The sequence below is a fragment of the Micromonospora sp. NPDC002717 genome (genome assembly GCF_040295705.1).
In the GTDB taxonomy this organism is placed as follows: Bacteria; Actinomycetota; Actinomycetes; order Mycobacteriales; family Micromonosporaceae; genus Micromonospora.
In genome coordinates, this window is the sequence record NZ_JBEOVW010000037.1 from 1 (window position 1) to 18,734 (window position 18,734).

The 18,734-nt window shown below is 72.9% G+C and carries 18 protein-coding genes and 1 tRNA gene; 14 read left to right on the forward strand and 5 right to left on the reverse strand.

Annotated features, from left to right (window positions below; all coding sequences use genetic code 11):
* Positions 1-270: 270 nt before the first annotated feature.
* Positions 271-747: a DUF4383 domain-containing protein gene (locus ABT006_RS31120; protein WP_350712046.1), complete on the forward strand. Its 477-nt coding sequence runs from the start codon at positions 271-273 to the stop codon at positions 745-747.
* A gap of 13 nt (positions 748-760) precedes the next feature.
* Here ABT006_RS31120 and ABT006_RS31125 read toward each other — a convergent pair whose 3' ends face one another.
* A complete protein-coding gene (locus tag ABT006_RS31125) occupies positions 761-1,444 on the reverse strand; it encodes a TetR family transcriptional regulator (protein WP_350712089.1) in 684 nt (227 codons plus the stop codon).
* Positions 1,445-1,671: 227 nt separating this feature from the next.
* The gene (locus tag ABT006_RS31130) at positions 1,672-2,631 is read right to left on the reverse strand and encodes an acyl-CoA desaturase (protein WP_350712047.1); all 960 of its coding nucleotides are present in this window, start codon (positions 2,629-2,631) and stop codon (positions 1,672-1,674) included.
* A gap of 136 nt (positions 2,632-2,767) precedes the next feature.
* On the opposite strand from ABT006_RS31130, the gene ABT006_RS31135 reads away from it, so the two are divergent.
* From ABT006_RS31135 to cysN, 9 genes are all read left to right on the forward strand, one after another.
* Positions 2,768-3,613, forward strand: a complete 846-nt coding sequence (locus tag ABT006_RS31135; protein WP_350712048.1) for a helix-turn-helix domain-containing protein — start codon at positions 2,768-2,770, stop codon at positions 3,611-3,613.
* A gap of 24 nt (positions 3,614-3,637) precedes the next feature.
* Positions 3,638-3,709 (forward strand) — tRNA-Gln (locus ABT006_RS31140).
* 63 nt (positions 3,710-3,772) lie between these two features.
* Positions 3,773-5,395 carry a bifunctional UDP-N-acetylglucosamine diphosphorylase/glucosamine-1-phosphate N-acetyltransferase GlmU gene (gene glmU, locus ABT006_RS31145; protein WP_350712049.1) on the forward strand — a complete coding sequence of 541 codons (1,623 nt, stop codon included), beginning with the start codon at positions 3,773-3,775 and terminating at the stop codon, positions 5,393-5,395.
* Positions 5,396-5,452: 57 nt separating this feature from the next.
* Entirely contained in the window at positions 5,453-6,433 is a 981-nt protein-coding gene (locus tag ABT006_RS31150; protein WP_350712050.1) for a ribose-phosphate diphosphokinase, read from the forward strand.
* Between the two features lie 297 nt (positions 6,434-6,730).
* Positions 6,731-7,420, forward strand: a complete 690-nt coding sequence (locus ABT006_RS31155; protein ID WP_350712051.1) for a 50S ribosomal protein L25/general stress protein Ctc — start codon at positions 6,731-6,733, stop codon at positions 7,418-7,420.
* A gap of 105 nt (positions 7,421-7,525) precedes the next feature.
* A complete protein-coding gene (gene pth / locus ABT006_RS31160) occupies positions 7,526-8,116 on the forward strand; it encodes an aminoacyl-tRNA hydrolase (protein ID WP_350712052.1) in 591 nt (196 codons plus the stop codon).
* A 111-nt stretch (positions 8,117-8,227) separates the two neighbouring features.
* Positions 8,228-9,061, forward strand: coding sequence for an inositol monophosphatase family protein (locus ABT006_RS31165; RefSeq protein ID WP_350712053.1), 834 nt, complete (start codon positions 8,228-8,230; stop codon positions 9,059-9,061).
* Positions 9,062-9,141: 80 nt separating this feature from the next.
* Positions 9,142-10,053, forward strand: coding sequence for a sulfate adenylyltransferase subunit CysD (cysD, locus tag ABT006_RS31170; RefSeq protein WP_350712054.1), 912 nt, complete (start codon positions 9,142-9,144; stop codon positions 10,051-10,053).
* Complete coding sequence (gene cysN / locus ABT006_RS31175; protein ID WP_350712055.1) at positions 10,053-11,357, forward strand: sulfate adenylyltransferase subunit CysN; 1,305 nt, start codon at positions 10,053-10,055, stop codon at positions 11,355-11,357. Before cysD ends, cysN begins: the two co-directional genes overlap by 1 nt.
* A gap of 3 nt (positions 11,358-11,360) precedes the next feature.
* Here cysN and ABT006_RS31180 read toward each other — a convergent pair whose 3' ends face one another.
* From ABT006_RS31180 to galE, 3 genes are all read right to left on the reverse strand, one after another.
* Positions 11,361-12,605 (reverse strand): tetratricopeptide repeat protein, encoded by a 1,245-nt coding sequence (locus tag ABT006_RS31180; RefSeq protein ID WP_350712056.1) that lies wholly within the window; start codon positions 12,603-12,605, stop codon positions 11,361-11,363.
* Positions 12,606-12,682: 77 nt separating this feature from the next.
* Positions 12,683-13,843 (reverse strand): galactokinase, encoded by a 1,161-nt coding sequence (gene galK, locus ABT006_RS31185; RefSeq protein WP_350712057.1) that lies wholly within the window; start codon positions 13,841-13,843, stop codon positions 12,683-12,685.
* Positions 13,840-14,823 (reverse strand): UDP-glucose 4-epimerase GalE, encoded by a 984-nt coding sequence (gene galE / locus ABT006_RS31190; protein ID WP_350712058.1) that lies wholly within the window; start codon positions 14,821-14,823, stop codon positions 13,840-13,842. The genes galK and galE overlap by 4 nt, the downstream gene beginning before the upstream one ends.
* A 174-nt stretch (positions 14,824-14,997) precedes the next feature.
* On the opposite strand from galE, the gene ABT006_RS31195 reads away from it, so the two are divergent.
* The 4 genes from ABT006_RS31195 to ABT006_RS31210 all read left to right on the forward strand — a co-directional run bounded on the left by ABT006_RS31195 (position 14,998) and on the right by ABT006_RS31210 (position 18,732).
* Positions 14,998-16,023 (forward strand): hemolysin family protein, encoded by a 1,026-nt coding sequence (locus ABT006_RS31195; RefSeq protein WP_350712059.1) that lies wholly within the window; start codon positions 14,998-15,000, stop codon positions 16,021-16,023.
* A gap of 33 nt (positions 16,024-16,056) precedes the next feature.
* Entirely contained in the window at positions 16,057-17,082 is a 1,026-nt protein-coding gene (trpS, locus tag ABT006_RS31200) for a tryptophan--tRNA ligase (RefSeq protein ID WP_350712060.1), read from the forward strand.
* A 47-nt stretch (positions 17,083-17,129) separates the two neighbouring features.
* Positions 17,130-17,687, forward strand: a complete 558-nt coding sequence (locus ABT006_RS31205; RefSeq protein ID WP_350712090.1) for a 2'-5' RNA ligase family protein — start codon at positions 17,130-17,132, stop codon at positions 17,685-17,687.
* 121 nt (positions 17,688-17,808) lie between these two features.
* Entirely contained in the window at positions 17,809-18,732 is a 924-nt protein-coding gene (locus ABT006_RS31210) for a YihY/virulence factor BrkB family protein (protein ID WP_350712061.1), read from the forward strand.
* Positions 18,733-18,734 lie beyond the last annotated feature (2 nt).

The following is an 18,734-nucleotide window of genomic DNA, read 5'->3' on the forward strand; positions in this document are numbered from 1 at the left end:
CGTGTGCTTGTGCGATCGTTCGTGGTTCCACTCCAACCACGCTTTCGCCGTCGGATCGCCGACCCGCTCCGGGCGGTCAGGCTTGATCCCTCCGCGGGTCGGGCTCCGGCGACAACCGACCTGGTCCCGCTCCATTCCGGCCCTGCGGCCGGTGGGGTGGGACATTTGTGGTTCCGCCTCTGCCGAATGTTGCCTTCGGGCGTTTTGGCGGACATCGGCCTTCTGTACGGGTGACAATCGGGTGATTGTCACTACTCGGGCGGAGGGGCCATGGTGCACTTTCCGGTAAACCACCCGGCGCGGCCGATCTACCGGGTCCTCGCCGGGCTGGTCGGGCTCTACATCCTGGTCTTCGGGCTCTGGGGCACCGTCCAGACGCTGGGCGAGCCACTCTTCGACCGGGGCGACACCTGGGTCCTCGGGCTCCGCACCAACCTGGCGTTCTCGCTGGCCTCGGTGATCTTCGGAATCGTCCTGATCATCGGCGCCTCACGGCGCGGCAACCTCGGCCACTACATGAACCTGACCGCCGGAGTCGTCTTCCTGGTGACCAGCATCCTCATGATGGCCGTGCTCCAGACCGAGGCCAACTTCCTCAACTTCTCGATGTCCACCGTCATCGTGTCGATGTTCTTCGGCCTCCTCCTGCTCGGCACCGGCCTGTACGACAAGGTCGGCACCGACGAGCACGCCGCGGAGGAGCGGCGCCACCGCCACCACCCCGTCTCCGAGGCGCACACCCGCTGACCGGCGGGCGGACTCACCGCCCCCGCACCGTGATCAGGCCCGGCTTGGCCTCCAGGTGCGACAGCCCGTTCCAGGCCAGGTTGACCAGGTGCGCCGCCACCGTCTCCTTCCGCGGCTTGCGCACCTCCAGCCACCAGCGGCCCGTCAGCGCCACCATGCCCACCAGCGCCTGCGAGTAGAGCTCGGCCAGCTTCGGGTCGTACCCGCGGCTGGAGAACTCCGCGCCCAGGATGTGCTCCACCTGGTGTGCCACGTCGTTCATCACGCTGCTGAAGTTGCCCGTCGCCGAGAGCACCGGCGACTCGCGCACCAGCACCCGGAAGCCGCTGGTCTCCTCCTCGATGTACGTCAGCAGGGCCATCGCCGCCTGCTCCAGCAGTTCGCGCGGGTGGCCGGCGGTCAGGGCCGTGGTGATCCGGTCCAGCAGGGCCCGGACCTCCCGGTCCACCACCACCGCGTAGAGCCCCTCCTTGCCGCCGAAGTGCTCGTAGACCACCGGCTTGGAGACCTTCGCGCGGGCCGCCACCTCCTCTATCGAGGTGGCGTCGAAACCGCGCTCGGCGAAGATCTGCCGGGCGATCGAGATCAACTGCTCGCGGCGCTGGGCGGCCGACATGCGTACCCGTGCGGAGGGCTTGCCGGCGGGAACCGCTCGCCGCCGGCCGGTGCTGCCGTCGCTGCCAGGGGCATCCGCCATGTCGTTACTCCGCCGGCGCTCGGTGACGCCCTGTCGTGGGATGGTGCCGCCGGTGTGCTGGCTCATCTGGTCGCCCCACCGGCGGCCGGTCGGGTGGCGCTGCCGCGCCGTCCGACCGTATCCCCGCCGGGCCCGGCCCCCACGGCGCCGGGCCGTCCGTCGTTGCCCCCGCTGTGCTCGGTCACCCGGCCCATACTGCCAGGTAGCCTTCGCCGGCACCGCCCGGTTTACCGCTCGGTGACCGGCTTGACGAGCTTCGCCGCGATGCGTTCGGGCTTCGGCCACCGCACGTCCCAGGCCGCGCCGACCTTCTCGAACAACCAGATCACCCGCGCCGAGATGTCCACCTGACCCCGCAGCACGCCGTGTCGGGCGCTGGTCGGGTCGGCGTGGTGCAGGTTGTGCCAGCTCTCGCCGAGCGACAGGATCGCCAGCGGCCAGAAGTTCGACGCCCGGTCACCCTGGCGCATCGCGAACGGCCGCTCGCCGTAGACGTGGCACACCGAGTTGATCGACCAGGTCACGTGGTGCAGCAGCGCGATGCGGACGAGGCCGCCCCAGAAGAGAGCGGTCAGCGCGCCCTGCCACGACCAGGTGAGCAGGCCGCCCATCAGCGCGGGCCCGAGCACCGAGACGGTCACCAGCAGCGGGAAGAGCCGGTCCACCCGGTTGATGTCGCGGTCGGCGAGCAGGTCCGGGGCGAACCGCTTCCGGTTGGACAACTCCCGGCCGAAGAGCCAGCCGACGTGCGCGTGGAACAGGCCCTTGACCAGGCCACGGACGCTCTCCCCGAACCGCCACGGCGAGTGCGGGTCGCCGTCGAGGTCGGAGAAGGCGTGATGGCGGCGGTGGTCGGCCACCCACTGGATGATCTCGCCCTGCACCGCCAGCGAGCCCGAGACCGCCAGCGCCACCCGCAGCCACCGCTTCGCCTTGAACGAGCCGTGCGTGAAGTACCGGTGGTAGCCGACGGTGATGCCCAGCCCCGAGATCGCGTACCAGACCGCGGCCACGGCCAGGTCGGTCCAGCTCAGCCAGCCGCCCCAGGCGACCGGTACGGCGGCGACGAGGGCCAGGAAGGGGACCACCACGAACGCCCAGAGGGCGACGAGGATGCCTCGGGACTGGCTGCCCTGGGTGAGAGGTTTGGGGCCGGCGGCGGCGGGCTCGAGGAGTGTGGTGGACATGGCACCTCGCAGCAGAGGGACGGGAGATCACGAAGTTACGCCTACGTCACCGTAACTTAGGTTCCCTCGGCGCGCAGCGGACAGCGTCGAGCATGAATGTCCCGGTCTGTAGTACGCGTGTTCTAGCGTGCTGCTCATGACCGATTTCCTCGCCGCCGAGGTGCGTCGGCTGCGCACCGTCGAGCAGCTCTCCGTCCGCGAGATCCGGGCGCGCACCGGCCTTGGCCGTAACCGGGCGCACGAGTTGCTGCGGGGCGTCCCGCCGCCGGAGCGGACGCGCCGGCCGCGCGCCAAGGACGACCTCAGGTCCGCAGCCGTGGAGTTGCGCGCCGAGGGGCGGTCGGTCAACGACATCGCCCGGCAGCTCGGCGTGGCCAAGTCCACCGCGTATCAGTGGGTCAGGCACCTGCCGCTGGACGCGGACTCGGCGGTCGCCGAGCGGCGGAGGGAGCATCCGGCGCTGATGTCCGAGGCGCGGTGGGCGGCGCACCGCGAGGCCCGGGACGCCGCCCAGGCCGCGGAACGGGCACGGGCGGCGGGCGTGGTGGGGTCCCTCGACGAACGGGATCTCCTCCTCGGCGCGGCGATCTACTGGTGCGAGGGGACCAAGTCGAAGCCGTGGCGGCGGGACGACCGCCTCCAGTTCGTCAACAGCGATCCGGGCCTGCTCGCGCTCTTCCTGCGCTTCCTGGAGGTGTGCGGGATCGGCCGAGACGTCCCCGGCTATCGCGTCAGCATCCACGAGACGGCCGACGCCGAGGCCGCCGTGTCCTGGTGGGCGCGGGAGCTCGATCTGCCGGTCGAGCGCTTTCGGCCCGCCAGTCTCAAGAAACACCGGGCGGTGACGGTGCGCCGCAACACCGGTGATGACTATCGTGGCTGTTTGGTGATCACCGTGCCGCGCAGTCGCGAGCTCTACTGGCGGATCGAAGGTATGATCGCCGAGCTGTTCCGGATCACGGGCGGCGGTAACAAAAACTGACGGTTCGTAAAGCTTGACATTCATTGGGGTGTGGGGTAACGGCAACCCGCAGGCCTTTGGAGCCTTGAGCTCCTGGTTCGAATCCAGGCACCCCAGCTCAAACCGTATCTACCGGCATTCGTGCGGCCGCGCCAGACGTCGGCCCACTGTCTGGTTAGCATGGCCGCGAGAGTGTCCGCCGTCCCGACGGGAGCCCGCGTCGTGTCCCAGCCCCACCTCCGCACCGTTGTCGTGCTCGCCGCCGGGGAGGGCAAGCGGATGAAGTCGGCGCTGCCCAAGGTGCTGCACCCGCTGCTCGGTCGTACCCTCGTCGGCCACGTGCTCGCCGCGGCCGCGCCACTGGCCGCCGACCGCACGGTGGTCGTGGTGGGTCACGGCGCCGACCAGGTCCGCGCGCACCTGGCGGAGATCGCCCCCCAGGCCACGCCGGTGCTCCAGGCCGAGCAACTCGGCACCGGGCACGCCGTCCGGATCGCCCTGGACGCCGCGCCGGACGCGACGGGCACCGTGGTCGTGATCAACGGCGACGTGCCGCTGCTCCGCCCGGAGACGGTGGCCGCGCTCGTCGAGGCGCACGAGGGCGTGGGCGCCGCGGCGACCGTGCTCGCCGCGGAGGTGCCCGACCCGACCGGCCTGGGCCGGATCGTGCGGGACGCCGACGGGCGGCTGGAGCAGATCGTCGAGGAGCGGGACGCCACCCCGGCGCAGCGCGCGGTCCGGGAGATCAACGCCGGCATCTACGCGTTCGACGCGGCCCGGCTGCGCGACGCGCTCGGCAAGCTGTCGACCGACAACGACCAGGGCGAGGAGTACCTGACGGACGTCTTCGGCCTGCTGGTCTCGGCCGGCGAGCCGGTGGCGGTGCACGTCGCTGCCGACCATGTCGAGACGCTGGGCTGCAACGACCGGGTCGAGTTGGCCGCGCTGCGCCGCCTGCTGCGCGACCGGGTCAACGAGGCCTGGATGCGGACCGGGGTCAGCCTGCTCGACCCGGACACCACGTGGATCGACGTGACGGTCGCCCTGGACCGGGACGCGGTGGTCGACCAGAACACCCAGCTGCGCGGCGGCACGGTGGTCGGCACCGGCGCGGTCGTGGGGCCGGACGTGACGCTGATCGACACCGTGGTCGGCCCGGGCGCCACCGTGCTGCGCAGCCACGCGGTGGGCGCCGAGGTCGGTCCGGGCGCCACCGTCGGGCCGTACGCGTACCTGCGGCCGGACGCCCGGCTGGCGGAGAAGGCCAAGGTGGGCACGTTCGTCGAGGTGAAGAACTCCGAGGTGGGCGCGGGCGCGAAGGTGCCGCACCTGTCGTACGTGGGGGACGCGACGATCGGCGCGAAGGCCAACATCGGCGCGGCGACGATCTTCGTGAACTACGACGGGGTGAACAAGCACCGCACGACGGTCGGCGAGGCCGCCTTCATCGGCTGCGACACCAGCCTGATCGCGCCGGTCGAGGTGGGCGCGGGGGCGTACGTGGCGGCGGGCAGTGCGATCACCCAGGACGTGCCGCCCGGCGCGCTCGGGGTGACCCGGGCGCCGCAGCGCAGCATCGACGGCTGGGTGGCCCGCAAGCGGGCCGGGACGGCCTCCGCCGAGGCGGCCGAGCGGGCCGGCGGGGCCGGTGGTACTGGTCGGGCTGGTGGTGCTGGTGGTGCTGGTCGGGCCGACGAGGGTGCGTCGGCGCGCGCTTTCGGGGCAAGCGAAGGTGAGGCAATCCACGGGGATGCCGAGGCGGTCAGCCCGGCGTCCGGCGCGGGGGATACTGCAACCGAATAGTCCCCGGCCCACCACCACCGTGCCGGGTACCACCGACCAACGGGAGCAGACGGGCCCATGGGCAGCATCGTCGCCGAAAACCGCAAGAGCCTGATGCTTTTTTCCGGACGTGGCTTTCCGGAGTTGGCCAAGGAGATCGGTGAGGTGCTCGGCGTCGCGCCGACGCCGGCCGACGCGTACGACTTCGCCAACGGTGAGATCTTCGTACGGTACAAGGACTCGGTGCGCGGTTCGGACGCCTTCGTGGTGCAGTCCGTGACGCACGGGGTCAACACCTGGGTCATGGAGACCCTGATCATGATCGACGCGCTGAAGCGCGGTTCGGCCAAGCGGATCACCGTGGTCCTGCCGTTCTACCCGTACGCCCGGCAGGACAAGAAGCACCGCGGCCGGGAGCCGATCTCGGCGCGCCTGATCGCGGACCTGTTGAAGACGGCCGGAGCCAACCGCATCCTCACCGTCGACCTGCACACCGCGCAGATCCAGGGCTTCTTCGACGGCCCGGTCGACCACCTGTTCGCGATGGACATCCTGGCCGAGTACGTCCAGCACAAGTACGCGGGCCGCCCGATGACGGTGGTCGCGCCGGACTCGGGCCGGGTGCGGGTGGCGGAGCGGTGGACCGACCGGTTGGGCGGCTGCCCGCTGGCCTTCATCCACAAGACCCGGGACCCGTTGAAGCCGAACCAGGTGGTGGCGAACCGCGTGGTCGGCGAGGTCGAGGGGCGGGTCTGCCTGATCGTCGACGACATGATCGACACGGGCGGCACGATCTGCAAGGCGGCGGACATCCTCCGGGAGTCCGGCGCCGCCGACGTGATCGTCGCCTCCACCCACGCCCTGCTCTCCGACCCGGCGACCGAGCGGCTGAAGAACAGCCCGATCAGCGAGGTCGTGGTGACCAACACGCTGCCGCTGCCGCCGGAGAAGCAGCTCGACAAGCTCACCGTGCTGTCGATCGCGCCGCTGCTGGCGCGGGCGATCCGCGAGGTGTTCGACGACGGCTCGGTGACCACCCTCTTCGGTGGCCTGAGCTGACCACCTGACGCGCGTGGGCCGGGCGGGGGTGATCCCTCGGCCCGGCGTCCGCGTCGCCCCTGCGGGTGGCGGAAACGGTGATATGGGGACTGCCGGAAAGCGCGGAATCAGCTCGGGTAGACTGGTGCGGTTGCCACGGCGAGGGTGCCCGGCGGGCCGCTGACAAGCGCCGCACGGAGGCACCGTCATCGACGCGGTGCTCCGGGCAGTCGTTCTCGACGCATGAGCCCCAGCGAGCCCCTCGCCCCAGCACCGCCAGTCGACAAGCCGCCGCAGCGAAGCATCAGGAGTTTCCCCGTGTCCGAGGTAAAGATCAGCGCCGAGCCCCGTACCGAGTTCGGCAAGGGTGGTGCCCGTCGTACCCGCCGGGCCGGCAAGGTGCCCGCCGTGCTGTACGGCCACGGCGAGAAGCCCAAGCACATCGCGCTGCCGGCCCGTGAGTTCGCGGCCGCGATCCGCAAGGGCGGCGCCAACCAGCTCTTCGCGATCGAGGTCAGCGACGGCACCCAGGTGCTGGCGCTGCCGAAGGCGATCCAGCGTGACCCGATCAAGGACACCTTCGAGCACGTGGACCTGCTGCTGGTCCGCCGGGGCGAGAAGGTCACCGTCGAGGTCCCGGTCCAGCTGACCGGTGAGGCCGCGAAGGACACCCTGATCGTGCACGACCACGACACCCTCTCGGTGACCGCCGACGCCACCAAGGTGCCGGACCACCTGGAGGCGTCGATCGAGGGCCTGGAGGCGGGCACCCAGGTCACCGCCGGCGACGTGGAGCTGCCGGCCGGCGTCGAGCTGGTCGCCGACCCGGAGCTGCCGGTCGCCGCGGTGACCGCCGCGCCGACCGCCGAGCAGCTCGAGGCCACCCTCCCCGAGGTCGAGGAGGCCGCCGAGGAGGCCGAGGCCGAGGTCGGCGAGGAGACCGCCGAGGCCGCCGAGGCTCCGGCCGCCGAGGGCGAGGAGACCGCCGAGGCGAAGACCGAGGCCTGATCGGTCCGCATCGTTGCCACAGGCGTCCCCGCGCGGTCGGGGGCGCCTGTCGGCGTATCGGTGCCCTGGCAGGTGGGTGAGGGCGAGCAGCGGGAGGGGCGGGGCGTGACGGACGAGACGGGGCCATGGCTGGTGGTCGGCCTGGGCAACCCCGGTCGGGAGTACGCCGGCAACCGGCACAACGTCGGCTTCATGGTGGCCGACCTGCTGGCGGGTCGGCTCGGCGCGAGGTTCGGCCGGCACAAGCGGGCGGTGGCGGAGGTCGCCGAGGGGCGGCTCGGGCTCGGTGGGCCGAAGCTGGTGCTGGTCAAGCCGCTGACCTACATGAACCTCTCCGGCGGGCCGGTGGCCGGCCTGGCCCAGTTCCACAAGGTGCCGCCTGGCCGGGTGATCGCCGTGCACGACGAGCTGGACATCGGCTACGGCCAGGTGCGGGTGAAGTGCGGCGGCGGCGAGGGCGGGCACAACGGTCTGCGGTCGATGTCGAAGTCGCTGGGCACGAAGGAGTACGTCCGGGTGCGGTTCGGCATCGGCCGGCCGCCGGGACGGCAGGACCCGGCAGACTACGTACTGTCGGATTTCAGCGCGGCCGAGCGCAAGGAACTGGAGTTCCTGGTGGACCGGGCGGCGGACGTGGTGGAGTCGGTGATCACCAGGGGCGTGGAGCCGACGCAGAACCTCTACCACGGGGTGTGAGCACCGTATCGCCCGCGGTGAGCCGGTAGTCTTCGCCTTTCGGCCTGGCGCACCGGCGACGCGGCTCGGCGTGCCGGCGCGGAGCGTGGCGAGGCGACGGGAGCAGGAGTCATGGGCAGTCCTCCGATGATCGACGGCGCGTTCGCCCGGTGGCTGGCGGCCCGGGCCGGCCAGGCGCTGCTCGCGCTGCGGGCCGAGATGGGTTACGCGGACGCGGGCGCGCTGAAGTCGGCGGGCGACAAGGTCTCGCACGACCTGATCCGCACCGAGCTGGCGAAGTGGCGGCCGGGTGACGCGGTGCTCTCCGAGGAGGACGAGGGGTCGCGCCTGGCCTGGGCGGCGGAGGTGAACGCCGGGGCGGTGTCCCGGCTGACCGCGGACCGGGTGTGGATCGTCGACCCGCTGGACGGCACCCGGGAGTTCGCCGAGGAGGGCCGGTCGGACTGGGCGGTGCACGTGGCGCTCTGGGCGCGCACCGCGCCGACGCCGCACGGCCTGGTCGCGGGGGCGGTGGGGTTGCCGGCGCAGCACCGGGTGCTGGGCACGGACTATCCGCCGGCGTACCCGCCGATGACGGTGGAGGCGGCGACCGCGCCGGGCGGGCGGACGATCCGCCTGGCGGCGAGCCGGAGCCGGCCGCCGGTGTTCCTGACCGACCTGGCGGAGGACGTCGGGGCGCACCTGGTGCCGATGGGCTCGGCCGGGGCGAAGATCGCCGCGGTGGTGACGGGTGAGGTGGACGCCTACATCCACGCGGGCGGGCAGTACGAGTGGGATTCGGCGGCGCCGGTGGCTGTGGCGACGGCCACCGGACTGCACGCTTCCCGGATCGACGGTTCTGCGCTGAAATACAACGAGGCGGATCCGCGCCTGCCGGACCTGCTGGTCTGTCGCAAGGATCTCGCCAGTCGGTTGCTTGCAGCGCTGGAGCGTCATTCCGGGTAGCCTGAGCGGCACTTCTTGGCATGCCCGACCGGAAAGGTCTGGAATCAGATGAGCGGATTCGACCGAAGCGAGCCCGTGTCATGACCGCCCCCGCCGCCTACCAGGTGTCCCACCTCGACGCGCTGGAGGCCGAGAGCATCTTCGTGATGCGCGAGGTGGTCGCCGAGATGGAGCGGCCGGTGCTGCTCTTCTCCGGCGGCAAGGACTCGATCGTCATGCTCCGGCTGGCCCAGAAGGCGTTCGCCCCGGCCAACATCCCGTTCCCGGTGATGCACGTGGACACCGGCCACAACTTCCCGGAGGTCCTGGAATACCGGGATCAGCGGGTCGCGGAGCTGGGGCTGCAACTGGTGGTGGCGAGCGTGCCGGAGGCCCTGGCCAGCGGTCTGGTCCGCGAGTCGGCCGACGGGATGCGCAACCGGATCCAGACGCCGGTGCTGCTGGAGGCGGTGGAGAAGCACCGCTTCGACGCACTCTTCGGCGGCGCCCGCCGCGACGAGGAGAAGGCCCGCGCGAAGGAGCGGGTGTTCAGCTTCCGCGACGAGTTCGGCCAGTGGGATCCGAAGAACCAGCGTCCCGAGCTGTGGACGCTCTACAACGGCCGCCACCACCCGGGCGAGTCGATCCGGGTCTTCCCGCTGTCCAACTGGACCGAGCTGGACGTGTGGCACTACATCGCCCGCGAGCGGATCGCCCTGCCGTCGATCTACTACGCGCACGAGCGCGAGGTGATCGAGCGGGACGGGATGCTCTACGCGGTCAACGAGTTCTTCCGCCCCCGGGCGGGCGAGGAGCGGTTCAAGGCGCGGGTGCGCTACCGGACGGTGGGCGACGCGTCCTGCACCGCGGCCGTCCGCTCCGACGCCGACACGGTGGAGAAGGTCATCGAGGAGGTCGCCGCCACCCGGATCACCGAGCGCGGCGCGACCCGCGGCGACGACCGGGTCAGCGAGGCCGCCATGGAGGACCGCAAGCGGGAGGGCTACTTCTGATGACCACCGAGACCGTCGCTCCGGCGACCACCGAGACGGCCGGTCGCCCCATGGACCTGCTGCGCTTCGCGACCGCCGGCAGCGTGGACGACGGCAAGTCGACCCTGATCGGGCGGCTGCTCTACGACACCAAGTCGCTCTTCACCGACCAGCTCGCCGCCGTGGAGGCGGTCAGCGCGGCGCGCGGCGACGAGTACACCAACCTGGCGCTGCTCACCGACGGCCTGCGGGCCGAGCGGGAGCAGGGCATCACCATCGACGTGGCGTACCGCTACTTCGCCACGCCGCGGCGGAAGTTCATCATCGCCGACACCCCCGGGCACATCCAGTACACCCGCAACATGGTCACCGGGGCGTCGACGGCGGACCTGGCGCTGATCCTGGTGGACGCCCGCAAGGGCCTGGTCGAGCAGTCCCGCCGGCACGCGTTCCTCTGCTCGCTGCTGCGGGTGCCGCACCTGGTCCTCTGCGTCAACAAGATGGACCTGGTCGACTACTCGCAGGAGGTCTTCGAGCGGATCGCGGACGAGTTCACGGCGTTCGCCGCGAAGCTCGACGCCCCCGACCTGACCGTGGTGCCGATCTCCGCGCTCAAGGGCGACAACATCGTCAGCCGGTCGGAGAACATGCCCTGGTACGAGGGGCCGTCGCTGCTGCACCACCTGGAGCGGGTGCACATCGCCAGCGACCGCAACCTGGTCGACGTCCGGTTCCCGGTGCAGTACGTGATCCGGCCGCAGTCCACCACCGTGACCGACTACCGGGGCTACGCCGGCCAGGTCGCCTCCGGTGTGCTCAAGCCGGGTGACGAGGTGATGGTGCTGCCGTCCGGCTTCACCAGCCGGATCTCCGCCGTGGAGACCGCCGACGGGCCGGTCGCGGAGGCGTTCCCGCCGATGTCGGTGACCGTACGCCTCGAAGACGAGATCGACATCTCGCGGGGCGACATGATCTGCCGGCCGAACAACGCCCCGGCGGTGGCCCAGGACATCGAGGCGATGGTGTGCTGGATGGACGAGACCCGCCCGCTCCAGGTCGGCGGCAAGTACGCCGTCAAGCACACGACCCGCGCGGCGCGGGCCATCGTGCGCGGCCTGCACTACCGGCTGGACATCAACTCCCTGCACCGGGACGACTCGGCCGGCGAGCTGAGGCTCAACGAGATCGGCCGGGTGCGGCTGCGCACCACCGTGCCGCTGCTCGCGGACGAGTACCGCCGCAACCGCACCACCGGCGGGTTCGTCATCATCGACGAGACCACCAACCGTACGGTCGGCGCGGGGATGATCGTCGAGGCGCAGTGAGCCTCATCGACGGGCGGGCGCCGACGCCCGCCCGTCGTCCGCCGCGCTGACCACGCCGGCCGTGCCCGCCGTCGGGCCGGCCACGCCGGCCGCCGGGCTGGCCGTGCCCTCCGTGGCACTGGCCGCGCCGGCGACCGTGGCCCGCGCGGTCGCGCGGGCCACGAGGCGCGTCCAGATCCGGTAGCCGATCCAGCGGACCACCGGGACGGCCCGGCGCGTGAGCTGCCGCCAGGCGCGGAAGGCGAAGACAGCGCCGGCCGGCATCAGCAGCAGCGCGGCCACCCCGCCGGCAGGGGTGTCCCTCGCCGGGGCGAGGCCGCTGACCACCAGCCCGCCGAGTGCCGTCGCGGTGAGCGCCAGGCAGAGCACGACGGACGTCGAGCCGAGCTGGCGGCGTAGTTGGAGGCGGACCGCCGGCGGCTGCCGCCGCCAGACCGGCAGGGCAGACCCGGCGACGACCGCCAGGAGCGCCACGGCGGCGGCGAGCCGCTCGGGCCGCCCGCCGTCGACCAGCGCGAAGAGCGCCCAGTGGCTGGTGCCGGCCAGCGCCGCCGCGTCGAACAGGCGCCAGCACAGGGCCACCGCGACGGCCTCGTGCGCCGCGGCGACCCCCCGCGCGTGCGGGTTGGCGGCCAGGGCGTCGGTGAACCCCCGGGCGGCCCGGCCGACCCGGTCCCGCGACGCGTCCATCCGCGCCAGCAGGGCCAGCGCCGGCTCGTACGTCGGGTCCAGGACGAGGGCCTGCCGGCATGCCTCCCGGGCCGCCCGGAGCCGGCCCATCCGCAGGTGGATCCGGGCGTCCAGCAGGTGGATGTCGGGGATGTCGTGGCGGATCTCCCGCGCGGTGTCGGCGTGCCGGCGGGCGACCACGACGCGGGTGGGGTTGCCGAGGGTCAGCAGTGCCTCCGCGAACAGCGCGTGGGCCTCCCAGGACCGCGGCGCCACCTCCAGGGCGCGTTGGGCGGCGGCCGCCGCGTGGCCGGGGTGCCCGGCCGCCAGCAGGATCCGGGCCTTCTCCGCGAGCAGGTGCTCCTGGGCGCGGGCGACGCCGAGGGCCTGGTCCACCAGGCGCGTGGCCTCCGCCAGCTGGCCCGTCGACCGGTGACAGCGGGCCAGGTGGAGCAGCAACCCGGCGTGCTGGGGTTGCTCGGCCAGCGCGCCGCGCAGCACCTGCGCCGCCTCGGCGTGCCGTCCGACGCGGCTCAGCGCCTGGGCGCGCTCCTGCGCGACCGTTCCGGCATCGCTCACGTCGCCTCCCGTTCCGGCACGATCCGGTTGACGCCACACCCTACCGACCGTCCTGACCGGATGGTCGAGCCGCGCAGTCAGTCCAGCCGGGTCGCTCCCGGCCCGGGCAGGACGGTGACGTGGCCGGGCGCGGCGAAGCCGCGTTCGGCGTACGCGGCCGTGACGGCGGCGGCGACCGCGTCGGCGCGCTCCGCGTCGACCAGGGCGAGGACGCAGCCGCCGAAGCCGCCGCCGGTCATCCGTGCCCCCAGGGCGCCGGCCGACAGGGCCGCCTCGACCGCCGTGTCGACCTCCGGCACCGTGATCTCGAAGTCGTCGCGCATCGAGGCGTGCGAGGCGGTCAGCAGCGGGCCGATCTCGCGTACCTTGCCGGCGCGCAGCAGGGCGACGGTGTCGAGGACACGCTGGTCCTCGGTCACCACGTGCCGCACCCGGCGGCGGGTCTCGGCGTCGTCGAGCCGGGCCAGCGCGTCGGCCAGCCCGTCGGTGGGGACGTCCCGCAGGGCCGCGACGCCGAGCAGCCCGGCCGCCGCCTCGCAGGACCTGCGGCGGGCGACGTACTCGCCGTCGGCGTGCCGGTGCGGGGCCCGGCTGTCGACCACCAGCACGGCCAGGCCGGCCGCGTCCAGGTCGAACGGGATGTGCTCGACGGACTCGTCGCGGCAGTCCAGGAAGAGCGCGTGCCCGGCGCGGCAGCGGATCGCCGCCGACTGGTCCATGATCCCGGTCGGCGCGCCGACGTAGCCGTTCTCGGCGCGCTGGGCCAGCCGGGGCTGCCGGTCGGCGGGCAGGTCCAGCCCGCCCAGGTCGACCAGGGCGGCCAGCACGGCGGCCTCCAGCGCCGCCGAGGAGGAGAGCCCCGAGCCCAGCGGCACGTCGGAGGCGATCGCCAGCCGGGCGCCGGGCACGGCGTGTCCCGCCTCCCGCAGGGCCCAGACCACCCCGGCCACGTACGCGCCCCAGCCGGTGACCCGGCCCGGCCCGGCGACCTCGTCGGCACCGAAGGCGATCGTCTCGCCGGACAGCTCGGACCAGACCGTCCAGCGCTCGCCGGGCCGCGGCGCGGCGGCGGCCACCGTACGCAGCGGCAGGGCGAAGGGCAGCACGAAGCCGTCGTTGTAGTCGGTGTGCTCGCCGATCAGGTTGGCCCGGCCGGGAGCCGCCCAGCGGCCGGCGGGCGGCTCGGCGTACGCCGAACGGAAGCCGGCGGTGGCGCGGGCCGCGACGTCGTCGGTCACCGCGGCGCCACGAGGTGCGTGCGGTAGAAGGCCCAGGCGTCGCCCACCATGTCGTGCAGGGTCGGCTTCTGCGGCACCCAGCCCAGCTCCTCGCGGGCCAGCGCGGACGAGGCGACCAGCTCGGCGGGGTCGCCCTCGCGGCGTGGGGCCACCTCGACGGGCACCGGGTGCCCGGTGACCTCGCGGACCACGTCGACGACCTGGCGGTTGGTGAAGCCGTTGCCGTTGCCCAGGTTGTAGATCCGGTGCTGGCCGGCGGTCGCCGCGCCGAGCGCGAGCAGGTGGGCGCGGGCCAGGTCGGCGACGTGGATGTAGTCGCGCACGCAGGTGCCGTCGACGGTGGGGTAGTCGTCGCCGAAGAGCTGGAGCTTCTCCCGGCGCCCGGCGGCCACCTCGAGCGCGATCGGGATCAGGTGGGTCTCCGGGTCGTGCCGCTCGCCGAGCGCGACGTCGCCGTCGAGGTGCGCCCCGGCCACGTTGAAGTAGCGCAGCGATACGGCGGCCAGGCCGTGCGCGACCGCCTCGGAGGTGAGTGCCATGTCGACGGCGAGCTTGGTGGCCCCGTAGGTGTTGGTGGGGGCCTTGACCGCGGTCTCCGGGATCGGCAGCTCGGTGGGGTTGCCGTAGACGGCGGCGGTGGAGGAGAAGACCAGCCGGGGCACGCGTGCGGCCCGGACGGCGTCGATCAGGGCGAGCGAGCCGACGGTGTTGGTGTGCCAGTAGAGCTCCGGCTTCACCATCGACTCGCCGGCGGCGATGAGGGCGGCGAAGTGCAGCACCCCGTCGAAGCCCGCCTCCGGGGTGAGCACCCGGGCGGCGTCGTGGAGGCCGGCGTCGACGTGGGTGGCGTCGGGGGCGAGCGCCTCCCGGTGGCCGGTGCGCAGGTCGTCGAGGACGACCACCTGGTGGCCGGCGTCGAGCAGCATCCGGGTCACCACGCTGCCGATGAAGCCGGCGCCGCCGGTGACGAGCAGTTTCACGTCGGTCTCCTCCCGCCCGGCCGCCGCGTCGCGGCCATGTCGTGATCACCCTACGGCCGGTCGCCGTGCTTCCGCGCTCCATCGACGTCCCCGCCATTCCACCATGAACCCCCATGTTCGAACAGAGGCGAACATGGCGCACCCGGCGGCCCGGCGCTGTCTACCATCACTGTCATGCGGGAAGCGGGTGGTCCCGGGCCGCGTCGACGCGCCCGGACGCGACCGCGCCGCGAGCCGGGCCCGCTGGCCCGGGCCGTCGCCCGGATCGTGGTCCGCGCCGCCGACGGCGCCACCCGCGCGGTGACGGCCCTGCTCGGCGCCAGCCCCGCGGCCGGTCGGGAGCGGATCAGCGAGGCGGAGCTGCGCGACCTGGTCGCCGCCAACACCCTGCTCGACCCGGTCGAGCGCCGGATCATCGACGAGGTGCTGGTCGCCGGCGCGAGCCTGGTCCGCGAGGTGATGATGCCCCGCACCGAGGTGGTCTTCCTCTCCGCCCGGCTGACCATCGCCGAGGCGGAGCGGCTGGTCCGGGCCGAGACGCACACCCGCTACCCGGTCGTCGACGGCACCCACGACGACGTGGTCGGCTTCGTGCACCTGCGCGACGTGCTGCTGCGCCCCGACCTTGACCCCTGCACCACCGTCGGCGAGCTGACCCGGGAGGTGAAGCGGCTGCCCGGCAGCAAGCGGGTGCTCGCCGCGCTCAGCGAGATGCGCCGGGAGCGCCACCACCTCGCCGTGGTGGTCGACGAGTACGGCGGCACCGCCGGCATCGTCACCCTGGAGGACCTGATCGAGGAGCTGATCGGGGAGATCCACGACGAGTACGACACCGCCCCCGACCCGGTGCACGCCGGCCTGCCCGCCGTGGTGGACGGCCGGCTCAACCTCGCCGACTTCGCCGAGCGCACCGGGGTGACCCTGCCCCCGGGGCCGTACGAGACGGTGGGCGGCTTCGTGATGGCGGCGCTCGGCCGGCTCCCGGTCGCCGGCGACGAGGTGCCGGTGGCCGGCGGCCCGGCCGGCGCCGGCGGCCCGGCAGCCGACGACCCGCCCGGCGGCTGGCTGCTGCGGGTACACACGCTGGAGGGTCGCCGCGTGGCCCGGCTCACCGTCGCCGCCGTGCGCGTGCCGGAACCCCGGCGCGAGGTCACCGCCCCGGCACCGGTGGGTCCGAGCCGACCCGCCGGCCCGTCATGACGTACGCCAGGCGTTGCTGACAGAATTGCCGGCATGTCCGACGTTCCCGCCCGCCCCCGCGTCTTCTCCGGCATCCAGCCGACGGCCGACTCGTTCCACCTCGGCAACTACCTGGGCGCGGTGCGGCACTGGGTGGCCCTGCAGGACACCCACGACGCCTACTACTGCGTGGTCGACCTGCACGCGATCACCGCCGGCCACGACCCGAAGGTGCTCACGCAGCGTTCCCGGCTGGCCGCCGCGCAGTTGTTCGCCGTGGGTCTCGACCCGGAGCGCAGCACGCTGTTCGTGCAGTCGCAGGTGCCCGAGCACCCGATGCTCGCCTGGGTCCTGGGCTGCATCACCGGGTTCGGCGAGGCGAGCCGGATGACCCAGTTCAAGGACAAGTCGCAGAAGCAGGGCGGCGAGCGGGCCAGCGTCGGCCTGTTCACCTACCCGATCCTCCAGGCCGCCGACATCCTGCTCTACCAGGCCCACGCCGTGCCGGTGGGCGAGGACCAGCGCCAGCACCTGGAACTCTCCCGCGACCTGGCCCAGCGGTTCAACTCGCTGTTCGGGCAGACCTTCACCGTGCCCGCGCCGCACATCGTCAAGGACACCGCGAAGATCACCGACCTGCAGGACCCGACGGCGAAGATGTCGAAGTCGTCGTCCTCGCCCGCCGGCATCATCGACCTGTTGGAGGACCCGGCCCGCTCGGCCAAGAAGATCCGCTCGGCGGTCACCGACACCGGCCGGGAGATCGTCTTCGACGCCGAGACCAAGCCGGGCGTCTCCAACCTGCTCACCATCTACTCCGCCCTGACCGGGCGGAGCATCGACGACCTGGTGGCCGCGTACGCCGGCAAGGGCTACGGCGACCTGAAGAAGGACCTCGCCGAGGTGGTGCGGGAGTTCGTCACGCCGATCCAGGAGCGCACCCGGACCTACCTCGACGACCCGGCGCAGCTGGACAAGCTGCTCGCCGCCGGCGCGGAGAAGGCCCGCGTGGTCGCCGCGGCGACGCTGCGGGCCGCGTACGAGCGGGTGGGCTTCTTCCCGCCGGTGCGCGGCGAGTAGCGCCGCGGCGCGACGGGGTGAGGGTGGACAGGTCGGTGGCCGGAGGGATGGCGCGGAGCGTGGATCGCAGGGACGGGGCGCCGGACGCCGGTGACACCATCCAGATCGGCATCGCGGTGGACATCCCGGAGCCGTGGGGCGGCACGCTCACCCGACGCCGGGTCGAGGCCGGCGACCCCCAGGTCGTGCCCGCGCACGTGACCCTGCTCGGGCCGACCGAGATCCCGGTGGCGACGCTGCCGGCGGTGGAGCGGCACCTCACCGCGGTCGCCGCCGCCCACCTGCCGTTCACGCTGCACCTGCGGGGCACCGGCACGTTCCGGCCGGTGACCCAGGTGGTCTTCGTGGCGGTGGCCGCCGGGATCAGCGAGTGCGAGCTGCTCGCCGCCGCGATCAGCGCCGCCCCGGAGCTGCGTCGCGAGGCGCGCTTCCCGTACCACCCGCACGTCACCGTCGCGCAGGACGTCGCGCCGGAGGCGCTGGACAAGGCGTACGAGGACCTGGCCGACTTCTCCGCGATGTTCGAGGTGGAGGCGTTCACCCTCTTCTCGCACAGCGGGCAGACCCGGTGGCAGCCGCGCCGGGACTTCCGGCTGGGCGGCTGACCCCGTCCGCCGGTGCGCCGGGGCGGCCGGGGCGACGACGCCGACCGGGCGACGCGCCGGGCTGGCGAGGGCCGGCGGCAGGTTGCCCCCGTGACGGCGATAGATCGGCGAGGATGACGGCGTGAACGTGTGGGGCCGCATCGAGGCGGGCGTCGACCGCCGGATCAGCGCCGCGCGCCGCCGGTCCGGTGCCGTCGACCACCTGTGGCGGGCCGGCGTGCTCTACGCCGAGGTGCTGGGCGGGCGGCTGGCCGCCGCGATCGCCTACTACGGCTTCTTCGCGGTGTTCGCGCTCGCGCTGGTCGCGTACTCGATCTTCGGGGCCATCCTGGAGGACAACGACGAGGTCAGCGCCGCCGCCGCCGGCTTCCTGCGGGAGAACCTGCCGTTCCTCGACCCGGTGCAGATCGCCGAGAGCAGCGGCACGGTCGGGGTGGTCGGCCTGATCATCCTCGTCCTGACCGGCATCGGCTGGGTGGAGGCCATCCGCTCCTCGCAGCGGTTGATGTACGGGCTCAACCAGCAGCCCGGCAACCTGGTGGTGCGCCGCCTGGTCGACCTGGGCGTGCTGCTCGTCGTCTTCGTGCTGCTCGGCGTCTCGGTGGCGGCGGTGGACGCGCTGGAGTCGCTGCTGCGCTTCCTGCTGCGCAGCACCGGCTCGGTCGGCCTGACCACGGTCAGCGCGGTGCTCAGCGTGCTGGTCAACGCGGTGCTGGCCACCCTGCTGCTGGTGGCGGTGCCGCGGCTGCGGATGAGCCGGGTCCGGCTGCGCCCGGTGGTGCTGCTCGTCGCGGTCGGCATCACGCTGCTGAACACCGTCGGGCGCTACTACGTCGTGCGCACCGAGCGTAATCCGGCGTACACGGTGGTGGCGGGCGCGGTGGGGCTGCTGCTCTACCTCTACCTGCTCAACCAGCTGGTGCTCTTCGGCGCGGCGCTCGCCGCGACGAGCCGGCGCGGCCGGGTGGTGGACCTGGCGGAGGGCCCGCCGCCGGCCGACCTCGACGCGGACACGGATCCCGGCGCCCCCGGCGGGGCCGGATGAAC